Annotated in this window: 16 protein-coding genes; 3 read left to right on the forward strand and 13 right to left on the reverse strand. The window is 33.5% G+C overall.

Features of this window, described 5'->3' with window-relative positions:
- Nucleotides 1-61 precede the first annotated feature (61 nt).
- Entirely contained in the window at nucleotides 62-1,837 is a 1,776-nt protein-coding gene (locus tag ND812_RS12535) for a UbiD family decarboxylase (RefSeq protein WP_265375698.1), read from the reverse strand.
- A gap of 44 nt (nucleotides 1,838-1,881) precedes the next feature.
- Here ND812_RS12535 and ND812_RS12540 point away from each other — a divergent pair, with 44 nt between their 5' ends.
- Nucleotides 1,882-3,432: a phosphatase domain-containing protein gene (locus tag ND812_RS12540; protein ID WP_407658547.1), complete on the forward strand. Its 1,551-nt coding sequence runs from the start codon at nucleotides 1,882-1,884 to the stop codon at nucleotides 3,430-3,432.
- Nucleotides 3,433-3,457: 25 nt separating this feature from the next.
- Here ND812_RS12540 and ND812_RS12545 read toward each other — a convergent pair whose 3' ends face one another.
- Entirely contained in the window at nucleotides 3,458-4,930 is a 1,473-nt protein-coding gene (locus tag ND812_RS12545; protein ID WP_265375700.1) for an acyltransferase family protein, read from the reverse strand.
- Between the two features lie 103 nt (nucleotides 4,931-5,033).
- On the opposite strand from ND812_RS12545, the gene ND812_RS12550 reads away from it, so the two are divergent.
- Nucleotides 5,034-6,620, forward strand: coding sequence for an LA_3751/LA_3752 family putative glycosyltransferase (locus ND812_RS12550; RefSeq protein WP_265375701.1), 1,587 nt, complete (start codon nucleotides 5,034-5,036; stop codon nucleotides 6,618-6,620).
- Nucleotides 6,621-8,141, forward strand: coding sequence for an LA_3751/LA_3752 family putative glycosyltransferase (locus ND812_RS12555; protein WP_265375702.1), 1,521 nt, complete (start codon nucleotides 6,621-6,623; stop codon nucleotides 8,139-8,141).
- A 5-nt stretch (nucleotides 8,142-8,146) separates the two neighbouring features.
- Here the strand turns inward: ND812_RS12555 and ND812_RS12560 are convergent, their stop codons facing one another.
- The 11 genes from ND812_RS12560 to rfbA all read right to left on the reverse strand — a co-directional run bounded on the left by ND812_RS12560 (nucleotide 8,147) and on the right by rfbA (nucleotide 21,380).
- Nucleotides 8,147-9,145: a glycosyltransferase family 2 protein gene (locus ND812_RS12560; RefSeq protein WP_265375703.1), complete on the reverse strand. Its 999-nt coding sequence runs from the start codon at nucleotides 9,143-9,145 to the stop codon at nucleotides 8,147-8,149.
- A 24-nt stretch (nucleotides 9,146-9,169) separates the two neighbouring features.
- A complete protein-coding gene (locus tag ND812_RS12565; protein ID WP_265375704.1) occupies nucleotides 9,170-10,369 on the reverse strand; it encodes an acyltransferase family protein in 1,200 nt (399 codons plus the stop codon).
- Nucleotides 10,362-11,768: a dolichyl-phosphate-mannose--protein mannosyltransferase gene (locus ND812_RS12570; protein ID WP_265375705.1), complete on the reverse strand. Its 1,407-nt coding sequence runs from the start codon at nucleotides 11,766-11,768 to the stop codon at nucleotides 10,362-10,364. The genes ND812_RS12565 and ND812_RS12570 overlap by 8 nt, the downstream gene beginning before the upstream one ends.
- On the reverse strand, nucleotides 11,765-13,378 hold the full coding sequence (locus ND812_RS12575) for an LA_3751/LA_3752 family putative glycosyltransferase (RefSeq protein WP_407658521.1): 1,614 nt from the start codon (nucleotides 13,376-13,378) through the stop codon (nucleotides 11,765-11,767). The genes ND812_RS12570 and ND812_RS12575 overlap by 4 nt, the downstream gene beginning before the upstream one ends.
- Nucleotides 13,375-14,907 carry an LA_3751/LA_3752 family putative glycosyltransferase gene (locus ND812_RS12580; protein WP_265375707.1) on the reverse strand — a complete coding sequence of 511 codons (1,533 nt, stop codon included), beginning with the start codon at nucleotides 14,905-14,907 and terminating at the stop codon, nucleotides 13,375-13,377. Before ND812_RS12580 ends, ND812_RS12575 begins: the two co-directional genes overlap by 4 nt.
- A gap of 2 nt (nucleotides 14,908-14,909) precedes the next feature.
- Entirely contained in the window at nucleotides 14,910-16,049 is a 1,140-nt protein-coding gene (locus tag ND812_RS12585) for a glycosyltransferase family 2 protein (RefSeq protein WP_265375708.1), read from the reverse strand.
- Nucleotides 16,046-17,989, reverse strand: a complete 1,944-nt coding sequence (locus ND812_RS12590) for an O-antigen ligase family protein (RefSeq protein WP_265375709.1) — start codon at nucleotides 17,987-17,989, stop codon at nucleotides 16,046-16,048. Before ND812_RS12590 ends, ND812_RS12585 begins: the two co-directional genes overlap by 4 nt.
- Before the next feature lie 4 nt (nucleotides 17,990-17,993).
- On the reverse strand, nucleotides 17,994-18,788 hold the full coding sequence (locus tag ND812_RS12595; protein WP_265375710.1) for a glycosyltransferase family 2 protein: 795 nt from the start codon (nucleotides 18,786-18,788) through the stop codon (nucleotides 17,994-17,996).
- Between the two features lie 70 nt (nucleotides 18,789-18,858).
- Complete coding sequence (locus ND812_RS12600) at nucleotides 18,859-19,623, reverse strand: glycosyltransferase family 2 protein (RefSeq protein ID WP_265375711.1); 765 nt, start codon at nucleotides 19,621-19,623, stop codon at nucleotides 18,859-18,861.
- 13 nt (nucleotides 19,624-19,636) lie between these two features.
- Nucleotides 19,637-20,494 carry a dTDP-4-dehydrorhamnose reductase gene (gene rfbD, locus ND812_RS12605; protein ID WP_265375712.1) on the reverse strand — a complete coding sequence of 286 codons (858 nt, stop codon included), beginning with the start codon at nucleotides 20,492-20,494 and terminating at the stop codon, nucleotides 19,637-19,639.
- 7 nt (nucleotides 20,495-20,501) lie between these two features.
- Nucleotides 20,502-21,380 (reverse strand): glucose-1-phosphate thymidylyltransferase RfbA, encoded by an 879-nt coding sequence (rfbA, locus tag ND812_RS12610; RefSeq protein WP_265375713.1) that lies wholly within the window; start codon nucleotides 21,378-21,380, stop codon nucleotides 20,502-20,504.
- Nucleotides 21,381-21,382: the final 2 nt, after the last annotated feature.

Consider the following 21,382-nt stretch of genomic DNA (forward strand, 5'->3'; position numbering starts at 1 on the left):
ATCAACTTTTCTTCCGGATTTGGGAAAAGAGTTTCAGAAAGTTTCTGGATTCTCGTTACCTCTATGGCAAGGAATCGATCCATTTGCCAAATCGTTCATCCACTTGTTTGACTGTTTCTGGTAAAGCAGTGAGAACTTCTGGGATCCAAGGTTTCATACGGCAATCAAATACAATGGGAACTTGGTAGGCTATATGGTTACGAATGGTTTCTGTCCTTGCATAGACATCTGAGGCAGGTTCCATCCTTGTAAACATAGTCCAAATAAAATCTGAATCTGATTTCACAGCATCTTCCGAGTCGTCCACAAGAAACACATAGGAAAACTTTCCTAAATCTTCAGAGAGGAGAGTTTCCGCTAAACGATCATTTGGTTTAAATTCCGAACCTTTGACAACAAGAACACCTGGTAAAAATACTTTTGGGTTTTGGAAACGTTTGTCTTTAAAACTTCCATTAAATTCTTTAGGAAGATTTGTATTGATGATGGGTTTGTTTGGATCGGTAATTCCCATCCAAAGAAGTTTACTCCCCTTGTTCACTGTTCCACTGGTATAATCCAATGTGTCTTGGCTGATATTGCTAAAGATAAAAAAATCGGTCCTTGGATCACTTCGTTCTGTGATGACTCGGAAGGTTTCTGAAAAGTTTTTAAGATTCACCTTCTCGTTTGTCACAAGTAAACATTTTGTGAGAGACAACTGCCCTTCTCCCAAAATACGAAGTGCTCCCATAAAGGCTTCGCGGAAATAACGTTCTTTGACAATGGCAGCTGCAAGAGAATGAACACCTGATTCCTCATAGGCCCATACCCCAAGGACTTGGGGCATCACAAGGGGAAACATTGGTGATAATAAGTCTTGTAAGAATTCAGCAATGTAATGGTCCTCTTGTGGAGGTCTTCCGACAACTGTTGCTGCCCATATGGCATCCTTACGGTGGAGGATATGAGAGAGATCCAAGTAAGGGTAATCGTGTAACAACGAATAGTATCCATAATGGTCTCCAAACGGACCTTCCGGTCTTCGTAATTTAGGTGGTATGGATCCAATGAGAGCAAAATCCGCATCGGCAACAATTGGATATGGAGAAACCAATTTGTCTTTTTTCATCCGCAGTTTTTCTCCCATGAGAAAGGAAGCAAATACAAGTTCCGGAATTTCTTCGGGCAGTGGTGCCACAGCGGCAATGGTGAGAGCTGGAGGCCCACCAATATAAACATGTGCTGGAAGGGATTTGTTTTCCTTTTCTGCTTCGTAATAGTGAAACCCACCTCCTCTATGGATTTGAATGTGCATACCAACTGTCTTTTCACCAAACAGTTGCACACGATACATCCCCAAATTACCGTTTCCAGAATTGGGATGTTGGGTATAAACGAGAGGTAAAGTCACAAAGGGACCACCATCCTTTGGCCAAGACACAAGTCCTGGAAGATCTTCCACGCTGGGGACACTGCCATCAAATATGGGTGCTCGCCTGACCTGTTTTAGGCCAACCTGAAACGGCAAAAGTCCAAGGGAACGTTCTTTCCAAAGTTTGGAAAACCGCGGTGGAAAAATTTCTTTCGCAAGTTTGGCAAGTCTTGCAATCGTTTGCACAGGTTTTTCACCAAAGGCCAAATGGATTCGTTTTTCAGAACCATAAAGATTGGTAGCCACAGGAAACTTGGTTCCCTTTACATTCGTAAATAGCAAAGCAGGTCCCTTTTTCGCGACCACTCGCCTTTGGATTTCAGCCAATTCTAAATTAGGGTCAACCAACTCGGAAATGACCCGGAGCTCTCCCTCTTTTTGTAAAAGTTTTACAAAATCATTCGTAGATCGTAGTGATGCCATAAAAAGGAATAGACGGCTCCTTGTTTTCTTAGACGCTTAAGGGCATAAATTCTATGTCCCAAGAACCAAATACTTCACAACCTATCATTACCGATATCAAAAGAATCGCAGTTTGCGGTGGATCGCTAGGAAGAGAACGACGCTCCTATGTGCGTGGTCAGGTAGTCGATGTAGGGATTACCGATTTAATGAAGGCAGATGGCCTTTGGGACCTTGTGACAGGGTTATTTAAGGGGGATGAAACCAAAATCACCCCCTTTCTCGATTTTTCCCTCGCCCCGGTTCGCAAACCAGTTTTGAAATTAGAAGTCCATGATGTGACTGGAAAACTCATTTATACATCTGGTAAAATCAAAGCAGATGAGGATGGTTTTTTCTCTTGTGAAATCCGAGACAAACTGCCAGTAGGATCGCATGATTTCCAAGTGATTTTAGAAGGTTTGGATAGCTTTCGACAGTATTCCAAGGACCTTGCCCATTTAAATGCTACCGAAAATTCCATTTTGGGAAGAACCACCATCGTTGGAAAAGGGAAATTACGGATCATTGCAGAAGACTACCAAGGAATGGTTGTCACATCGGACATTGACCAAACCTATCTGGCAACGGACATTCACTCAGGAAAAGGAAAATTCTCTGCGTTATTCGAGACACCTAACCAAAAACAGGCGCTTCCTGGTATGCCCGAATTGTACAGGGAACTGAGGATTAACTTAGAGAATGCTCCCCTCGCGTTTATTTCCGCAAGCCCTCATTTTTTTCGAAGGACCATGCTTGCCACAATTGCAAAAGATAACATTCACATTGAATCCTTACACTTAAAGTACTTAGAAGGTACGATCAAGGGAGTATTTGATAAAGTCATTGATACAATCTTCAATCCCCTTACATTTTTCCAAAACGGATTCAAACCGGCTTGGTCACGAACTAAAAAATTCCTGGGAGCTTCTTACCAAAGTTTATTCGACCAAATGTCTTATAAACTTTCCATTCTTCTATATGACCGAATTTATTTACCCACAAATTCTAAGGAGATCCTTCTCGGAGATAATACAGAATCCGATTATATGATCTTCACACTCTACCAATTGATCTGTATGGGAAAATTAAGCGGAGACGAATTAGAAGAATATTTATACCAATTGAATTTTTTAGGAAGAGATGCCATTACAAGAGACGCTGCAAAAAAAATCAGATTGTATGCGGAAGAAATCCTACGGATCCACGGCCCTAAAAACCCAGTAACTCTTACTCTCATCAATCGCACAAGTCATGGCCCAAGTCAATTGGATATGATCCAAAAAGTAAAAGATGCCCTACCAGAAGGTGTTTTCGAAACAGAATTTTCAAAGAGACCTCCCTTTTACGGAACAGAAGGTGCCATGGGAATGGCCATCCTTTTAGAGAATCATGGTTATTTAGATCCCAACCAAATTTTAAATATCATCGCGGGAATGATTGGAAAAGTTTTGGAAGGAAAACTTGTCGATGAAACCTTTATTCTAAAACAACTCGATGAGTTAACACTTCCCAAAGAAGCGGAAGGAACAAGAGCCAAAATCAAAGAGAATTTAAAATCTGCGTTTTTGAACTAGACCAAAAACGCTAGAGAGAACAAACTCATTGGTTCTGAAACCGGCTAATGTAGTGGTAAAAGAAAATTTGTCTATACTTTAGAAGCGAGTATCCATTGAGTAAGATCGGAATGATGAGTAATACCGAAAGGCTAATCTCTGCATAATTTGTTAAGGGTATGAAAGAAACGACTATCATCTGCTTTACAATCAAATAAGGCAAAAACGATAAAATGGAAAGTAAAATGGAAACCAATCTTTTTTCTTTATCATTCCCTATTATATAGTAAAAACTATTTTTAGAAATGTCAAATCTAGGCTGAGTCCACTCACGAATTTTTAAAAATGGTTTTTCGATCACTAGATAACTAAAAAGTGCAATCACTGCAGATAATATTAAACTAATGAATGATGCTTTCAATAAATGGTTCAATCCATTAAAATCTCTACCCTTAGGATTTAAGATGGCCAACATAACCGCTGTATTGACCAACATGTGAACTAAATAGATTCCATAACTTAACTTTCCAATAAAAACTAATATTGGATTTGCCAAAAACCAAGCGATGCCAGAAAAAAATCCACCCACTGCTCCGTATACGATGACAAACGCAAAAAAAGAATAAAAACTAATGCGAAACACTGTGAAATATAACTTTGCATCCTCATAATGAAGGGTACAAAAATAACAAAACAGAACAAAGAGAATCGAAAATACCAGATAAAATCCTAATTTAGAATTTGGTAAATGTTTGGATATTTTGCCAGACCTCCAAAGTTCCATCAGTAATATTCCATATACGAATGGTTCAAAATGAGTATGGATCGGATGGAATAGAGTTTTGACATATCCATCAAACTCTAACATAGGAACATTTAGGTGATAATAATAACGAATGAGAATAGGGACATTCAATAAAAGAATTAAAAATATCAGTTTTTGAACGGTGTTTGATAAAAATTTTGTATAGAACAAAAATACAAATGGCATAGCCAAATAAAATTGTTCTTCCATTGATAAAGACCATCCATGAACCATGATTCGCTTTGGAAAATAATTGGAGATATATGCAAAATCAGTCCACCAATAGGAAAGTTTTAATTTTAAATCGATTAAACTTTCCGATAATCCACCAGAATTTGGCATCATTTGGCTTTTTTTCAATACGCCAGCCATGATTAAGATCGTAATTGATAGAATCACATAGAATGCAGGAAAGATGCGAAGAGAACGTTTCAATACAAAGTTTTTCCAACTAACCCCAAAACTGGATCTCTCTAATTCACGCGAAAAAGATGTGGAAACCAAAAAGGCACTGATTACAAAAAACAAACTCATTAAAAATTCAACATTTTGCGCATTTGGAAGATACTTAGCAAAATGTACGGGGAAAAAATCGATAGAAAAAGCAAAACAATGGAATAAGATAACTAAGTAACAACTTAAAGCACGGATTCCATACAATTCATTTATTTCCTTGTTATTTTTCCTAAAAATTTCAATAAAATATTCTTTCATATTGTTCGTATCTGGGGAAACTTTGCCTTGGATTCAATAGAAATCAATCGATAAATACTATATCGAATCCACATGTAGAAAGTATAAAAAGGCAAAGGACTTAATGGTGATTCTACCTAAAGTGAGAAAATTACAACTAGGATTAAGATGGTTTTTACTTTTCATTGCGGTTGTTTTGTCCATCCAATACACTTCTCCTCAAAACTCTTATTTCCAAGATAGCCATGACAAATTGATCCAAACCTATTCTCTTTATTACAATCACTTTCAATCAGACCGATTGTATTACCCGGGGTATGACTTTGATCCAAATTTAAACTACTTCCATTTAGTAGATAACTTATATATCAAATGCAAAGATAGAATTGTAAGTGCCTTTCCGATACAATTTGCAGCCATGATGGCACCACTACTATACATTCTTCCTTTGTCTTATCTTGTATATACTTCTCTGTTTTTTCTCTTCCTAGGTTTTTGGATACTCAAACATTATTACAAATTTTCATTTCCTCTACTTTGGGTTTGTTATTTCGCCACGTATATGTGGCCATTGAGCTGGGAATATTCAGAAATGTCGGCTATTTTTGCCTTTTCGTTAATTGGCCTCTTACCAATTTTACGCAATCGAAAATCAATCCACATACAAATTGTTGCTGGGTTATCACTATCTTGGGTGATTATGGTTCGATTAGATACCCTTCCCTTTTTTTCCTTTTTATTCTTCTTTATTTTATTCTTTTTATGGAAAGACCAATCTTTCTCATCTGTTCTATCTAAAATTTCTTCGATCAAAGTATATATCCTTGTGTGTGTTTTAGGAACCGCTTTCCAGCTCATTTTGAATCAATCTTTGTACAATCACATATTTGGTACTCGATTTTTAGCTAACTTATCTGGATTCCAAGTAAGTTTAAGCCAAAGATTCGAATGGTTCCAAAGTTTAAATTTTTATGCAGATAAAAAAGTAGGAATTTTCGCATACCTTCCCATGACCATTCCATTGATTATTTTTTATGGAACACATTTTAAGACTGTCTCCAATATAAAAAAATCACTCTTATTGTCCTTAGTATTAACAATACTTGTGATACCTTTCATTGCACCTAACGATGGATTCAATAATTGGGGGCCTAGATTTTATACTGTATTGATTTTGCCTTATTTAATCCTATTAAAACCCTTGTTTGTAAAAATTGTCGCATCCAAAAATAGGAAATTACAGATTACTCTCTTACTACTGTTTACCTACTCTCTGTTATTAGGTTTTATCGGTGCAAAAATTCAAAAATCAAAAACAAGTTTGGTTAAAAATTTCCGTTCCATCACTAAAGAATTAAACCCTGATATCATTGTGTTTACAGATTACTTAAATTTATACTCCATCGGAAGTGATTATACAAAACATATCAGTATAGTGTCATATACTACAGAAAAGAATGAAGAATTGATTAGAATATTATCAGAGAAAATGAAAAATAAAAAAATAATCTTTGTGGATTGGCACCCACTCATTTTGACACAAGAAGCAAGATATGCATTGAATGCAGATAAAGCAAAAGGAGGATATCCCATTTCACATTGGGATTTGAATCGACTAGAGTCGAGTTTGAAAAAAAATACTTCAAATTTTCAAATCATTGATAAACAAATGTATCGAATTTGGTCAGGAACTATCAAAGGAGCAAATTAAATGAAATTTCATTTCTCAAAAAAAGATAAAATCACCTTAGCTATTTTTTTTGTTTTTTTCCTTGGATTACAATCCTACCTCTCCGCAACGAATAGTTATATCTCGGATTCCTTGGCAAAAGCCTTCCAAATCAATAGCATACAAAACGGAACCGAAACCATCACCTACCCCGCAAACTCCATTGATCCAGATCAAAAATTACATCCAGTTACATTCATCCTCCAAAACCAAAACAAATTGAAGTCAGTCTTTTCTGCAGCATTTGCTTTCTTGTATGCAAAACTTTTCTTCTTTTTGCCAGTGAAACAAATGGTCTATATGAATTTAATTTTTCTCCTGCTAGGAGTTCTTTGCTTAAAAGGAATCGGAAAAGTTGACTTCAGAATTTCAATTTTGGTTTTTACGACGTCTGTTGTACTTTGCCAAGTTATAGACTTATCAGAAGTTCCGATAACTCTTTTCTTTGTCTGTTTTGTGTATTCAATCTGGACTATGGCGATCCAAAATCAAAACACAAATTTACTGATAATAAGCGTATTTCTTTCCGTTTTACTTTGTTTTTTCCGATTGGAACTCTTAATTTTTTCCGGATTACTGTTTGTCCTTTCCTCAATTCGATTGTTTGGACAAAAAAAGGGAGCAGAAATTGTTCTATTAACAGTTGCCTTCCTAATTCCCTTGTCATTTTTCTTTCTATGGAATGATACTGAATACGGTCACCCAATGGGAATTCGATTCCTATACAATTATACCGAAGACCATTACTTTGCAAAAAACAATTGGATCCTAAATCTGCAAAAAATTCTATTCACAGGTTTTTCAGAGCAAGGTTTCAAATTTGGCTTTTTTCTCATTTCACCTTATTTTATTTATCCGCTTTATCGTTTCCGAGATTCTTTGTTTTCCATTAGAAAACAAAATACGATCCATTACCACTTAACTCTATTTATATTGTATCCGATTCTTGTAGGATTAAGCGCACCAAATGATGGCATTACAATTTCGGCACGGTATGTACTGTTTGCAGTTGTTCCAATGATTTTCATACTCTCCCATTATTGGTCAGAACTCCAAAAGGATAAAGTTTTCAAAATCCTTATCATTGTTTCTATCTTAGTCAATTTGGTTATACTGCGAATTTTAAAAGAAAGTTTCAAAATGATCAAAAATACAAATCAAATTTATGAAAATTTCAATGCTGATTTATGGATTTTTTATGATAATAACATATCTGCAACTTCAGGTATTCATTTATTAAAACAACCTGCAATCTCATTTCAAAACTTTACGGATGAAACAAATCTGAATTCATTAATAAAATTAATGGAATCACAAAAGATGAAAAAAATATATGTCTTTGATTTTTCGAAAAAAGTCCCCAATGCATTTATGAATGTAAAAAGGAGTTTGGAACTAAGCAGTCCTGAGTTTCAAAATCTCCTTCAAACCAAAAAATATTCCTGTAACAAATATACAGAAATAAAATTCATTGGCTATCGAGAATGTAATTATTCTCCGTAAACTTTTTATTTTCTATATCGTTTCGAATCAGAAATACCTTTTACAAATTCAACTACATAGAGAGGCCTATTTTTAGATTCCTCAAAAATTCTAGCAATGTATTCACCTAGGATTCCAATGGAAATTAAAATCGATCCACCAATTAAACAAATCAATGTGACAATTGTGGCCCAACCTGGGTTATAAACAATTGGCATCTCCAAAATGAAATGTTGAAACGCTCGAAAAAGCGCATAAGCTCCTACAAAAAATCCAACAAAGGCAACGATGATTCCGAGAGCCAAACTAAATCGTAATGGTAGAGGAGAAAAGGATACTGCTGCATTCATTGCCAACTTTAACATTTTTTGCAATGGGTATTTCGTTTCACCTGCAACTCTCGCATCACGTTTATAAAAAACTGGAGTTTGTGGAAAACCTATCCATGCATTCATACCTCGTAAAAAACGATGGTTTTCTCTTAGTCCATTTAAAGCATCCAAACATCGGCGTGAAATCAATCTAAAATCGCCAGAATCCAATGGTAAATCTTTATGAACTAATACCTTCATTAGACGATAAAACGCCCAAGCCGTTATCTTTTTAAACCATGACTCGCCCGTACGGGCAATTCGTTGTCCATAAACAACGTCGTATCCTTCTCGGTATCTCTCCAACATTTCAAATATCACTTCAGGTGGATCTTGTAAATCGGCATCCATAATGACAACAGCCTCTCCACTCGCATAATCCATTCCAGCTGTGACAGCAATTTGATGACCAAAATTTCTAGATAAACTAATGATTTTAACTCTTTTGTCTTCTTTTGACCAATTGACTAATTCAAAAATTGTATTATCGATACTTCCATCATTCACGAGTATTAGCTCGATTTTTGTTGGAAGTTTTTCTAAAAATGAAGTTAACCTCTCCTTTAAATGCGGAAGGACAGATTCCTCATTATAACATGGAATTACAATGGACAACAATTTAGGATTACTGCGTTTTTCTAAAAAATATTTCATAATTTAAATATAGAGACTCTTTCTTTATTGAATTTTAATCGGATGCACTAATTTTTCTTTCATTCTTAAAAACGGTAACTCAATGATTAAGTAAACAATCCATGATGTTAAAAATGTAAAAAATATTACATACACAAATGCATAAACCGCAGATAACATATTTTGATTTTTTAAAACAATTGGAGTCACTTTAGTCGCAACTAATGGAATTACTATGATATGCCATAGGTATGCTGTGTAGCCCAATCGAGCAAAAGGTCTAAAGACACTCCAACTAAAGAAACTTGTAATCGGTTTGATGAAAAAAGAAAAATACATTAGAATTCCAAATCCTATTGAAACAAGTGTTGGACGAAACACGATGGCAAATGCACTCGAAGAATCGATTTGATGCATCCAAATTATTAGAAAAAAACTGATCAATAATAATAAGCCAGACCAAAACTGTTTATAGCTTATATGTAATGTCTGCCATGGGAATAGATGATACACTTCGTACACAACCATCCCATAAAGAATGGAATCAAACCTGCAATAAAGTTGGTAAACAGCATCTAAATTTGCGATTGGATAAGAGATCGAATATCGATTGAACAAAGCAAAGGCAAATCCCAAGATATAAATCGCCAGTCGTGAAATCAAATTGATTCGGAAAAAAAATAATACACAGAAAAAAGGCAATACTAAATAAAAATGTTCTTCGATTGATAAAGACCATCCGCCATCGTATACGACAGGAACCCTTAATATGTCTGTCAAATACAAGGCATCCACCCAAACATTGGACAACCCCGCTCGGATACTCTCAAACATCGCAATTGCAGCTGGATCTTTTATTGAATGGATATCAAACTTAGTTAACTGAAATCTTTTAAATGAATATAAAATAAAAAGCGCAAAATAGTAAGCAGGAAATATCCTCAAACTCCTTTTTACAAAAAAGTCTTTAATGTTTATTTTCCCATTTTTATCAAATTCTCTTCTTAACCCCCCATAAATTAAAAAACCACTTAACAAAAAAAAGAAATCAACTCCTGAAGAGAGAGCGCCCAAAAATAAATTTACAAACTCATATTCGCTATGAATAATTTGTTTCACAGTTACCCAAACATGATAGATTACGACAGAAAGAATCGAAATTGCTCTAATTCCATTTAAATTCTCATGTTCAAATGACTTCTTTTCGAAAATAGATGTTATGTATCTCAATCGATTTTTATTCACTTCTAAGATACTCCTTAACTACCATCCCATAAAACTGATGTTCGTTAACAAATTTCCAACCATTCTTTTCTTCAAAACTTTTCCCATTACCACCTAAAAACCGATACACAACGCAAAGTTTTTTTTGTTTTAATGGAGTTTCCTCCCCTAATAATCGAGGTTCAAAATTTTGATCCAAATTCCAATCTAAATAGAGCTTGATGTATTCGGGTGTTGCATTTGAAAACACATACTGACCCTCACATTGTTTCGATATGAACTGACTTGTGGAACGCCAATCTTCCTTAAAAACAATATAAAAATTCTTTTTAAAATCAACAAAGGAGAGAATAGTCAAAAGTATCAAACAAACCATAAGAATTTTACTTCTCTTACTTTCGGAAATCTTTTCCGAAACAAACATAAACACAAGTGGTAAAGTTACGATCCAATTTCGATTCGTAACAATAGGTTTAAAAAATGAAAATACACTTGTTACTATTATCACAAATATAGCTACCAACAAGTATATCTCCGAAAACCGAAGAAAAGAAAATCCACCCTTCCTGAATATTTTTTTGATCACTTGGAATATAATGATTAAAAAAAGAACAACAGGAACTACAACAGTCAAAAACAGAAATTTTTTCGAAGTATAAAAATATAAAGAATAGTAACTCAAGTATAAAACGACATTAGGTGGATCGATCCAACTTGCAGTTGCAATCTTATCACCACTTAGCAACTGAAAAATAAACGGTAAATAAGCAATAAAAGTTACAATTCCAAGTAAAAAAACCAAATTGCGCCGATTATCATTTAGAATTAAAAAGTAGATCCAAAATAGAAAATAAAGTGAGCCTACAAAAATAAATCCAAACAAATGAACATAAGAAATACAAATCGATAAAATTACTAATAATACATATCGTTTCTTATTTTGAATGTCAGATAAAAATGAATCAAAAAGAACAATGATAAAGGATGATAAACACAAGAGCAGGGAATAGGATCGAACTTCCTGTGCATAATAAATTGCACCTGGTGAAAATGAAAAAAGAAATAGAAAGAGAAATCTTCTTTTTTTCTCCCAACCCGTAGTTAAGAATAGTAAAACTAATAAATTAAAAACAGAAATTAAAACAGGAAATAATTTAGAATAAACTTCACTCCCTGTTGGATTGATGTGAATCCAGATCGAAAGTAAAATTTGAAAAAGTGGTGGATGAGGATCACTTGCTAAATAATTCCAGAATTGTTGCCAATTTCCAAGAGAGGATGCATATACAGAATAAAGTTCGTCTGTCCATAAACTCTGTCGATCTAACTTATAGAATCTAAAAAAAATTCCTAGTGCCAGAGAAATAAAAATACCAATTTCAAATTTGAATTTTTTGATTCCTTCCCTATTGATCTTCATTTCATTTTCCATAACATCAATCTAAAACCCGCAATTTTTTCATCTGTCTGCTTTTCATAAAACTTGGATTTGATTTCAAATTTTGTATTGATCCATTCATTATAAAATTCTTCGGTTACATTATCATCTTTAGGAGGCACAAAATCATAAACAAATACTTGAAAATGGGAAACTTTCGCTTCTTTTAGTCTCTCCTCCATTAACTCAAATTTCTTTTGATGATTCACAATCCAATGTGGTTTTTTCAAAAAAGAATCGGAAATTAACAGAAGATCAAACGTGCTCAAGTGCAAAACTGGTGCCTCTGGATATTCTTCTAGTTTTGATTGGTATAGATCATGGTATTTCTTTATATAATCTAAATTTCTTATATTCTTTCTTACATGGTATATTCCTAAAAATATCTGAAATATTACCAATAAAACAAGGATTCTTCGTCTAGATTCTTCTTTTTCTGTTACAACCGTTAAACAAATATAAATTGTGATTAAAATATAGGTGAATTCCGTAAACCGCATTCCCGCATACAGTCCTCCCGAAGAATAGGGACTGAGTAAAACAATGGAAACGAAAGATAAAACGGTAATGGCATAAAGTTTCTTTTGTATGATCGATAGATTTGTTTTGAAAGAAGAATAGATAAAAAAAAGTATACTAGGAAAACAGTAGTATAAAAATCCGACTCGATTTTCATTTCCCACAAAAAATTCTTTTACTAAATGAAAACGGTCAGTAAAATTCAATCTGGTAAAATCAATTAAACTTACTTTACTTCTAACACCAAAAATCTCACCGAAATGTGATTGATTATAATAAGAAAAAAGACAGATTGAGAATAATAATCCCAAAAACAGAAAGAAATACTTTCGTAAAAAAACAAAAAGATCATTTCTATAAAAGTACGCAAATACAAATCCAGTGATTCCAATGTAAATCAATGATTCCGATCGTAAAAAGATCGAAATACCACCAATAAAACCGATCACTAACAAGAGAAAATTCGATAGGTTTTTATTGAAATCAATGGCAAGAATTGCAAAAAACCAAATACTTAAAAAAAGATGCGCAGGAACACTCTCAGAAAATTCAAAAGCGCTTGTGATTCCAAACCCTACTAAAAAAAATATGCCACTCAATAGGGCGTATTCCAAAGATTTTAGATTTAGAATGTATTTCAATGTAAAAATGATTACCAAACATACGATTAAGTATAAAAAAAGAATTAGTAGATTGAAGAATTGATATTTGATGGGAATGAGCGAAAAAAATTGAGAAAAGAAACTTGGATACTGGAATACACAAGTTCGATTACCAACTTCGTTCGTAGAATAAAAAGCCCAAGGATATCTAAATGGATAAAATTCAAATTGATTGTCAAAGGAATTGTCTAACAAAAAACAGGAGTGGGAATTTAAGCCATTATTTTTATATTCAATTGTTTGATAAAGTTTGATTTGAGAATCTGATTGGATCAGAGGACTCACTCCCTTATCCCAAAGAATTCTTTTATAAATCAAAATCCCAGAAAAACAAATTAGTAAAAATATAAGAACTTCTTTTCTTAAAAAGAAATTTTCAAGTTTATCGATGAATCTAACAAAGACTTTCAATGTTTTTTCTCCAACAAAAAACCTTGGAAATGTGCAATCTTGTATTCGGTTTGTATCGAATATGTTTTGGGTTTTAATTGAAAGTTAATATCAAACTTTTCCTTCCATATTTTTTTTGGAAATTCATCTTTCACCAATCGATTACCTTCCCACTGTAAATACAAAATTCTATATGATTTATTCTTCAATGTTTCTTCCACATTTAACCAATCCTCATTTGAGAAAACGGCAATTTGTGGATATGTAACGTAACTCTCTCCCATGAGATAAGATAACGCTAATCCTCTATGAACTATTAAATCAGGATGTATATTCTGAATTTGGGAGATTATTTCCTGATAAATTTTGTTTGATGACGACCATTGTTTAATTGCTCTTGTATCCGATTTATAGGAAAAGTACAAACAAGGTAATAAAATGAATAAGACTAAATAATTAGGTTTTAATTTCCATAACGAAAGAAAGGTACCAATTAATAATAAATATATTCCACTTTCATAATATCTCATTCCAAAAATATCCACACCTGCTCGATAAGGTGAAAGAATTGGTAATATGATAACAAACACCAAACCTGAAATCAAAAAAGGACTTAATTCATTAAGTTTCCTAAGCCCAATGATAAAAAAAGAAAGAAAAAGTATTGGATAACCTTTGAAAATGCCAATTTTAAAATCGTTTCCCCAAAGATCAGCGATCCATTCACCAAGAAAATTACGTTGTAATTCATTCGAACCTAAATCATTCACTGTATTTAGGCCTCGCATCCCAAGAATGTGTCCATAAACCCGATTGTTATAGGAAAAAAAGATACCTTGTAAAACAAATGCTAGAACAATGTAAGGAAATAATTGTTTTAAGAATTGAATCTTTGTTTTAGAAAGTAAAAATGCAAAACCAAAAAATAAAATCAATGCAATAGTGGATTCTGGTCTTAATTGAAAATTCAAAACTATACTTAAAGATAGTATCAGACCTAAATAATATTTCGATGATCGACTAAAACTTACATAGGAATATATCGAGAGTAATAGGAAAAAATTTGTGAGCGTTAATTCTGAATAGTCCAGAGAAGATAAAAAAACAGGAGAAAAAACCTGAACCAATATCGTTGTTATCAGAATATAAGTTGGTCTTTTTTCAAATAATTGTAGGATTTTATCTAAGATTAAAAAATTAATCAAAAATATTAAAATTGGAAAATAAGTTATGTATTTTTGATCGAAAACATATAAAAAAGATTTTTGTGCCCAAACAAATAAAGATGGGTATTGGAAAACACACTCACCGTTTTTTAGAAAAAATGCCCAAGGATACCCAATCGGTATCTGCTCTGATTTAAAACCCAATTGACTAGCTGGGAAAAAACATTCTTCTGCAGAACCACCTTGGTTAGCATGAATCACTTGGAAATATTTTATCTGTGGATCACTTGAAATGAAAATATGGCCATCATTCCACTTCCAACGATAGAAGATAGGAACTAAAACAATTAGAAAGTAGACTAATCCACGATAATAAAAATTCACTGTTACTCTCTCTTAATGATATGAGCTGTAACAGCTTGTAATCCGAAAATCAAAAGTGTAAGACTTAAGTTTGAAGTGACAATAAATTCGCGTTCAAAATGGATAAATGCGTAATCCGATTTCTGCCATTGTAAAAAAAGCCAAACAAGCGTAATACTGATCACACCCAAACCTGAAATTAAAACAAAAAACAGCCTATCTTCTTCTAAGTTTAAAATTAATTGATAGAACCTACTGATTCTCGGCTGTTTGGTAGCAATGAGTAGTCCCGTTCCCCATAAACTTAAACCTAAAACTGTTAAAAATGAAAATAACACCATTGAATGGATTCCGTACAAATTCATACCACCAATTCTCACAACTTTCCCAACAAAAAAACCTATTAGTAGTTGGATCCAAAAAAACGAAAAAAAGCTAAGACCTATTCTTTCAAATAAATGAGGACCATAAAATAAAATTCGAAGGAGATGACGCATCCCATCACGCCAAGTTTTTAAATGTGGAATGCGACCTTCTTTATCTGGATATAACGAAACTGGAACATGTTCCATTTTTGCATCATGAATTAATGCTTTAATCAATAACTCAGAAGCAAATTCCATTCCTTTACTTTTAATGTCCCAAGATAAATATTTATCTTTCTTAAAACATCGAAATCCTGAATTACTATCCCGAATTTTATTCTTCTTTGCATATAGGAGGTTAATAATCCAATTAATAACAGGTGTACCTAGATATCGATGTAAGATTGGCATTGCACCTTTATGAATTGTTCCATCCAATCTAGATCCGATCACCATGTCAAAATCACCATTCACTAATTTTGCAACGAGATCAGGCGCTTCTAGAAAATCATAGGTATCATCAGCATCTGCAAAAACAATGATGTCACCTTTCGCATTTCTAATCCCAGAATCTAAAGCAGCTCCATACCCCCTATCTTTTGCAGGTGCCACTCGAGCGCCAAACTCTTTTGCAATTTTGATCGAACGATCAGTACTGCCATTATCAGAAACTAAAACTTCAATTTCGTACAATTTTGAAAAATCCTTCTTAACTTTGTTTAGTTTTTCCAATACATACGGTAGAGTTTTTTCTTCATTTAAACATGGGATAACAAAACTTACTTTTGGCTTATTCATAATTGTTCTCTTTGGTAAATCCCAAAAGGATCATACAGATTTAAAAAATACTGAAATAATGGTATAAGGTCAGGAAAATAATTTTCCCTCGACTGAAACCGAATTAACTTTGAATAACAAATTGCAGGGTAATTATCTAACTCAAAACAGTAGTTTAAATGTTTCAACTTTGATTCTAAGTTATCATTTGCAGCTAAGTTATAAAAAAAGAATTTGTTACCTAAGAAAAAATAATCAGCCAGGGAAAAATCCGGCATCGATTGATTGAATTTTGAAATATTATCCTTTCTAGGTAAGTAAAATTCGAAATTATGAGGAATCACTTTCCTTGCAAATTTTAACGTAAAATGATCTACATATGAAAACCGGAAGGATACAATCATCAAAAAGATGGCTATCAGAATAAACGTAGATCGTTTTCCCAACAAATTATTTTGCTCTTCAACCGAAACATTCTGATTTTTAACCATTAAAATTGAGGAAATCCCAACTAACACAAATAAATTAGATATTTCCAAACTATTAAAATCATATAACTCATGTAAAATCCAAACAAATAAAACCAGTGAAACTAATTGATTTTTCTTTATTGTATTGGCTAAGTTGACTCGTTTTTGAAACAAACAATACAACAAAACGCCGAATACTAAAAACAAACCTACGATTCCGAAGGAACCGAAAAACTGAACATATAAATTGTGCGCGAGAGGAAAACTATCAAAATTAACGATATAATCTTTGATATAGTGTAATGACTCATTCTTTATATTAAAGCCAGAATCAAATGGAATTTTATTTTCAGGGTATAATCCAAACCCAAACATTGGACTTTCTTGCAAGGTATTGATGATATAAAATCCCCAAATCGATAATCTTACAGCTGTTGAACCTAGATTAAAAATTGATTTTTCAGTAAAAAACAAAAATGCTAAACCAACGACAAAGACAATCGTAATGAAGCCAAACAAAAGATTCTTTTTCTTGGTCTGATCTTGCCGTATATACAAAACAAAAAATAAAAAAACCAATAGAGAACCTATTGAATTTCTCGAAACTGTAATTCCAAACCAGATAACGGAAACCAAAAATGCAACGATTAGGAAAGTCTTCTCTGTTTTATTTTTGACTGGCTCAAACCAAAACAAAACAGACATCATTATCATTAGAAGTGAATTCGATGCAAGCAAACTAACAGGAATTAAATAAACATTTTCTCGATAGGATGTAATTTGAAACTTTGGATCCAGATAAAGAGCAAAATAAATAAAAATCGAATTAATAATATAAAAGAAAATACAAGCTTTCAAAAATATAATTAAATCATTTTTTTCCCAAATTTTGATAATTTGAAAAAACAAAAATGCTTCTAAAATTAGTACTCCGCGTTGTAATGCAAAATCATCCCACCAATCTCTACCAATCATCAGAAATAAAATGATTAATGTAACTAGATAAATAGGTTTCGCTTTATTCGTTGGTAAATTTGAATTTTTTATAGTTAAGATGAGAGCGATCGCAATGGGAACAGAGGGATATGCCATAAAATCAATGAAAGACAAAACAGGAACCACTGCGAGAAATGGACCAAAATTTTGAAATTGTTTAACTGACAATTTATGAAACGAGATCAGTATAAAAACCAACCAAATTAAGGTTACTAATTTGATTCCTAGTTTTTGTGGAAATATTTGAATTGGGTCATATTCTGCTATTTTAAGAAATACAAAACAAGTAAGCAAAATGACATGAAGCAGATTCCAAAAGTATAATGGATTCTTAATAAAAACACGCCAACGGTATATGGAATAAACTAGAAAGGAAAAGATACCAAGTCCAATGATATCTAATTTAAAGTTCTTTTGATTTGTATATGTTTGAAATAAAAGTGAAATTCCAATCAAAATTACAAAATCAATTACAAAAGGATAAAACCTTTTCATTGTTTTATAACCAGTTGGCTGTTTTCGGAATGTACTTTTCAGGGAGAGTTTTTTTGAAAAAATCTCTTTTGTTTTTGATCAAATTGAAATAAACAATATGACGTATTGCAGCAATCCCATCCTTCCAAGTAATTTTTTTACCCTCTAAATAATTTCTAGGATAATAAGAAATTGGAAATTCTTGGACTCTTATTTTTAAACGAGCTACTTTTGCAGTTACTTCTGGTTCAAAACCAAATCGTCTTGATTCTAAATAAATATTCTGGATAATATCCGAACGGAAAACTTTATAACAGGTTTCCATATCGGTTAGATATAAACCACTCAGGAAATTGGAAAGGATTGTAAGGATTCGATTGATCAAGTAATGGAAAGTTCGATGCACTTGCCTTCCATCTTTTTTAAATCTAGAACCAAAAACGACATCCGCCTTTCCATTGACGATTGGTTGGATTAACATCTGAATTTCATCCATGTCATATTCAAAGTCGGCATCTTGGATGATGATTACATTCCCAGTTGCTTCATCAATCCCTCTGTGAAGAGCAGCACCCTTCCCCTGGTTTTTTTCTTGGACCAATATCTTATGTTCAGAACGGAATTTAAAGTTTTGTAAGATGGAAAGTGAATTGTCCCGGGAAGCATCGTCTATGAAAACTAATTCTTTTTTTGTATTTAAAGGCAAAGCATCAATCTTCTGTAAGAACTCTTCCAAATGGGAAGATTCGTTATAAATTGGGATGATAAGTGATGTTTTGAACGTATTTTCAGCACGTCCGAGGTTACGTCTAGCGACCATAGTTTATATCTAAAAATACCAAGTATTGGAGAAAGTCAAGCGCCAAATCCTTCAAAGCAAAGGTTCAAATCTATGATTTGATTCTATATTTGCGAATTCCCATAAATCCATGGATTATGGTCAAAAGGAAGGCAAACAAAGGGTTGAGTTTTTCCCGATTTTTTAACATTCGGAAATGCGCTAACATCACTTTTTTCTTGTTAGATGTTGCGGCTCCCCTCCTAACTCGGTAGCGAGCCAAAACCGCTGAATTCGCATAAGCAACTCGTCCCTCACGAAGAATATCCAACCATAAAGCATAATCATCCCGAAGGCTTTTGAGAGATGGGTCAAAGTATTTTTTTCCCACACTAGGAACATGGAAAATTGCCGTGAGTAATCCAACTCGATTGTAAAATAATAAATTTCTGTAAGTAAAAGTTTTTGTTTCTACTATAAACGGCTCACAAAATTCGTATCCATTTTCGTCGATGATTCTGTAAGACGAAAAAGAAAAAGGAGAATTGTTTTTTTCCATAAAAGGAATCATTATCTCCAAAAAATCAGGCTCCCAAAGATCATCTGCATCCAAAAACGCAATGTATTCACCCTTTGCAAGTTTGATTCCTTGGTTTCTAGTATCAGCTGAACCAGAATTTTTTTCTTTTTGTATGAAATGGATTCTTTTATCCTGCGACTCTAATTCTTTCGCAATCTTTGCAGTTTCATCTTTGGAACAATCATCAACTAACAAAAGTTCCCAGTCTTGAAATGATTGTTTAAGTAGTGTATTTACAGATTCTTCTAAATATAAAGCCGCATTGTATGCTGGCATAATGACTGATACTTTAGGCATATAATTGTTCCTATTAATTTAATTCACTCAAAATGAGTGGAATTCTATCTTTCCAATGGTAATTTTGAAATTGGAATGAATTGCGAATTTTTGTTTTGTTTAATACACTGAAAGATGGCCTCTTGGCTGGAGTCGGATAGGAAGCGGAGGGAATTGGTTTGACTTTGCAATTTTTGTTTGATAAAGAAACAATTTCATGTGCGAAATCATACCAACTTGCAACACCTTCATTGGAAAAATGAAATATCCCAGAAAGGTTCGATGTTATTGCCTCTAAACTAACGTGCGCTAAGTCTTTAGCCCATGTGGGTGTTCCAATCTGATCATCAACTACGGATATTTTCCCTCTTTCACTCGAAAGCCGAAGGATTGTCTTTAGAAAATTTTTTCCATATTTTGAGTAAACCCAGGATGTGCGAAGGATGATTGCATTTTTATCATTTTGTAAAACCAAATCTTCTCCTTCCGATTTTGTTTTCCCATAGACAGATAGTGGATTTTTTGTGTCTGTTTCAAGATAAGGTGTCGAATTTTGTCCATCAAAAACAAAATCCGTGGAGATGTGTATGAACTTAATTCCGTGTTGATTACATTTTTCAGATATAATTCCAGGAGCTACCGTGTTAATTGATTTTGCCTTGGCAATTTCTGTTTCAGCTAAATCGACAGCCGTGTAGGCAACCGCATTGATGATGCCGAGTGTATCTTTTGGCAATAAATTTGAGAAGTAATTTTGGATTTCTATCCCCGACTCAAAATTCACTTCATTTCTACTTATAAAATGAAATTGATATCTTTTTTCCAAATTAGAAATATCTTTCAATTCACTTGCTAACTGACCAGTGGATCCAAATACAACAATTGATTTCATTTTATTTTTAATAAATCGTTTCGTTTAGAATACGAAACAAGTATTGCCCGTAACCATTCTTTTTTAAAGGAATTGCCAGTTCTTCCAATTCTTTCCTTGAAATATACCCCTTTCTGAAAGCGATTTCTTCAGGACAAGCAATCTTCAATCCTTGCCTACGTTCAACAGTTTCAACAAAAGTAGATGCTTCTAAAAGAGATTCATGTGTCCCCGTATCTAACCAAGCAAATCCTCTTCCCATCAGTTGCACGTCTAACTTCCCTTTTTCGAGATAAATCTTATTCAAATCAGTGATTTCTAATTCTCCACGATTCGAAGGTTTAACTGACTTAGCATATTCAACTACATTTTCATCATAAAAATAAAGACCCGTCACAGCGTAATTACTTTTTGGAAATTTGGGTTTCTCTTCGATGGAAACTGCCTTTCTATGTTCGTCAAACTCAACAACTCCATACCTTTCTGGATCATTTACATGGTAAGCAAAAACAGTGGCTCCATTACTCTTTTTGACTGCTGCTGATAAATTCTCTTCCATTCCATGTCCAAAGAAAATATTATCTCCCAAAATCAATGAACAGGCTTCTCCTCCATTCAAAAATTTTTCACCAATCAGAAAAGCTTGGGCCAGTCCATCCGGTGATGGTTGTACTTCGTATTGAAGGTTGATTCCCCATTGTTTACCATTGCCTAACATTTCTTTAAAAAGTGGTGTTGACTCAGGAGTAGAGATGATTAAGATATCGCGAATTCCAGCTAGTAACAAAGTACTCAGCGGATAATAAATCATCGGTTTATCATAGATAGGAAGTAATTGTTTACAGACTACTTTCGTAACAGGATATAGGCGTGTACCAGATCCGCCTGCTAAAATAATTCCTTTCATAT

This window comes from Leptospira limi, assembly GCF_026151395.1.
Lineage (GTDB): Bacteria > Spirochaetota > Leptospiria > Leptospirales > Leptospiraceae > Leptospira_A > Leptospira_A limi.